Raw genomic sequence first — 3709 nt, 5'->3', positions numbered from 1 at the left:
ACTGCGACCCCTGACCCGGAAACACAAACACCACCCGACGACCACCCACACCCACACCACTCACCACACCAGAACCCACCCCACCCGACACCAACGACCCCAAACCAGCAAGGAGTTCGCCCCGATCACCCGCCACCACCACAGCCCGATGCTCGAACACCGACCGCGCAGACACCAACGCAGCCCCCACACCCGCCAGATCCAACCCCTCACGCCCCGCCACAAACGCCCGCAACACATCAGCCTGCGCCCGCAACGCATCCGCACTCCGACCCGACACCACCCACGGCACCACGCCGAGTCCGGGCTCTTCGGGAGCACGGTGTTCCACCGCGGGCGGCTGCTCGATCACGACGTGCGCGTTGGTACCGCCCACTCCGAAGGCGGAGACACCGGCGCGTCGGGGCCGGTCGACCTCCGGCCAGTCCCGCTCCTCGGTCAGCAGCTCCACCGCACCCGCGGACCAGTCCACGTGCGAGGAAGGCGCATCGACATGCAGCGTCTTCGGCAGCACACCATGTCGCAGCGCCATCACCATCTTGATGACACCGCCCACACCGGCGGCGGCCTGGGCATGCCCAATGTTCGACTTCAACGAACCCAGGAACAACGGGGACTGGTCGCCACGCCCCTGGCCATAGGTGGCGAGCAGCGCCTGCGCCTCGATCGGGTCACCCAGACGCGTGCCCGTACCGTGTCCCTCCACCACATCGATGTCGGCCGTACCGAGCCGGGCATCGGCCAGCGCCTGCCGGATCACCCGCTGCTGCGACAACCCGTTCGGCGCCGTAAGACCGTTGCTCGCACCGTCCTGATTGACCGCACTCCCCCGGACGACGGCCAGCACCGGATGCCCGTTCTTGAGAGCATCCGACAGCCGCTCCACCACCAGCACGCCCACACCCTCGGCCCAGCCGGTGCCGTCCGCGGCCTCCGCGAACGCCTTGCAGCGGCCGTCCTCCGACAGCCCGCGCTGGCGGCTGAACTCGATGAAGGGGCCAGGAGTCGGCATGACGGTCACGCCACCGGCCAGGGCCAGTGAGCACTCGCCGCTGCGCAGCGCCCGTACCGCGAGGTGAAGGGTGACGAGGGAGGAGGAGCAGCCCGTGTCGACGGTGACCGCCGGGCCCTCCAGGCCGTAGGTGTACGACAGCCGGCCCGAGACCACGCTTCCGGTGGTGCCGGTCAGGATGTGGCCTTCCGTCTCGGCCGTGCCCTGGTGCAGTCGGTGGCCGTAGTCCTGGACCATGGCGCCGACGTAGACACCGGTACGGCTGCCCCGCAGCGAGGCCGGGTCGATACCGGCCCGCTCGATCGCCTCCCACGACGTCTCCAGCAGCAACCGCTGCTGCGGATCCATGGCAAGCGCCTCACGCGGCGAGATACCGAAGAACCCGGCGTCGAACTCGGCGGCGTCGTAGAGGAAGCCACCGGACCGTGTGTACGACTTCCCCACCGCGTCCGGGTCCGGATCGAAGAGGGCGTCCAGGTCCCAGCCGCGGTCCACCGGGAATCCGGACACCGCGTCCGACCCGGACATCACCAGCCGCCACAGGTCCTCGGGCGACCTGACCCCGCCCGGGAACCGGCACCCGATCCCCACGATCGCCACCGGCTCGGCCTCGGTGTCGGAGCCGCCGCCGGACACCACCGGCAGGGACTCCTCCTCCACCATCGACACGCCCAGCAGCTCCGCCCGGACGAACCGCGCCAGCTCACTGGCCGTCGGGTGGTCGAACACCACCGTGCTCGCCAGCCGCAGCCCCGTCACCGCGTTCAAGCGGTTCCGCAGCTGCACCGCCATCATCGAGTCGAAGCCCAGCTCACGGAACGCGCGGTCCGCAGCGACGGGATCGGTGGTGTTGTGGCCGAGTGCCGCCGCGGCCTCCGCGCGGACCAGGTCGAGTACGGCCAGGTACTGCTCCGCCTCGGTCAGGCCGTCGAGCAGCGCCGACGGGGCCGCGCCCGGTGCAGCGCCGTCGGTCTCCTCCTTCAGCACCGCCTGCACCTCGGGCAGGTCGGAGAGCAGGGGGGCGTGCCGTACGGCGGTGAACTGGGGGGCGAAGACCTCCCAGTCGATGTCGGCGATGATCCGCGTCGGCTCGGTGGCCGCTGTGGCGGGCGCCAGCGCGGCGACCGCCTGGTCCGGGTTCATGACCCGTACACCACGGCTGAGGATCCGGTCGCCGACCTCACCGTCGGCCATGCCGCCGCCGCCCCAGAGGCCCCAGGCCACCGACAGCGCGGTCCGTCCCCGGGACCGGCGAGCCTGCGCGAGCGCGTCGAGGTGGGCGTTGGCCGCCGCGTAGGCGCCCTGTCCGCCGCCGCCCCAGATGCCGGCGCCGGAGGAGAAGAGGACGAACGCGTCGAGGTCGGTGTCCCGGAAGACGTCGTCGAGGTGGTGGGCGCCGCGCACCTTGGCGGAGGTGAGCCGGGCCAGCAGGTCCAGGCCCGTGTCGGCCAGCGGCGCGGAGTCGGTCGTACCTGCGGCGTGGATGACCGCGCGGACGGGCTCGCCGTCGGCGGCGACCGCTGTGACGAGTCCGGCCAGCGCCTCCCGGTCCGCGACGTCACAGGCCGCGAGGGTGACCCGGGCGCCGAGGGCCGTCAGCTCGGCCTCCAGCTCCCGGGCGCCGGGCGCGGAGCCGCCCTGCCTGCTGGTGAGTACGAGGTGGTCGGCACCGTTGGCCGCCAGCCAGCGGGCGAACCGGCCGCCGACGGCGCCGGTGCCGCCGGTGATCAGGACCGTGCCGCGCGGCTGCCAGCCGGGGCGGCCGTGCAGCGCCTTGCGGGCCACCCGCACCAGGCGCCGGGCGAAGCTCCCGGACGGGCGGAGCGCGAGCTGGTCCTCGCCCTGCGCGCCGGCGAGCGTGCCACACAGCCGGTGCAGCGTCTGCGGGTCGGGGGTCTCCGGCAGGTCGATCAGGCCGCCCCAGCGGTCGGAGTGCTCCAGCCCGGCGACCAGTCCGAGCCCCCACACCTGCGCCTGCTCGGGGCGTACGTCCGTGTCCGCGTCGGAGACCCGCACGGCACCACGGGTGGCACACCACAGGGGCGCGCGTACGGCGGCGTCGCCGAGGGCCTGGATCAGCAGCAGCGTGCCGGCGGGTCCGGCGGTCAGTGCCGGCTGGTCCGGGCGCGGTGTCTCGTCCAGGGCCAGCAGGGACAGCACACCGGCCGGTTCGGCACCGTCGAGCGTGGCGAGTGCCTCGGTGATGCGCCGGGCCAGCGGTTCCCGGTCGCAGTCCGCTTCCACGGCGAGCCGGACCACGCGGGCACCGGCGGACACCAGAGTGTCTTCCACCGCGTCGGCCCACGGGTGGGCGGAGCCGGCGTCCGGTACGGCGAGCAGCCAGGCGCCGGTCAGCGCCGCCGCCCGTGCCTCGGGCACCGGCTTCCAGTCGACGCGGTAGTGCCAGGCGTCCATCTCGGAGCGCTCCCGGCTGTCACGGCGCCACGGGCCGAGCAGGCCGATGACGTCCTCCAGCCGGGCGGTGTCCTCCACACCGAGCAGGTCGGCGAGTTCACTCTGGTCCGCGCTGTCGACGGCCGCCCAGAACCGGTTCTCCTCCGGGTCGGCGGCACCGTCGGACGGTGCGGCACTCGTCCCGTCGAGCCAGTACCGCTCGCGCTGGAAGGCATACGTCGGCAGCTCCCACGGCTCCACCGGCCGCCCACCCACCGGCCACCGCACATCAAGCCCCGCAAC

The 3709-nt window shown here is 73.0% G+C and carries 1 protein-coding gene; it reads right to left on the bottom strand.

The window, feature by feature from the left end; genetic code table 11:
• A partial coding sequence (locus ACWCV9_RS37595; RefSeq protein ID WP_450793532.1) for an SDR family NAD(P)-dependent oxidoreductase occupies window positions 1-3667 on the bottom strand: 3667 nt, incomplete at its 3' end.
• Window positions 3668-3709: the final 42 nt, after the last annotated feature.

The organism is Streptomyces sp. NPDC001606 (assembly GCF_053596835.1).
Note: the sequence above shows the minus strand (reverse complement) of the source record. Positions and strands in the feature narration are given on the sequence as shown.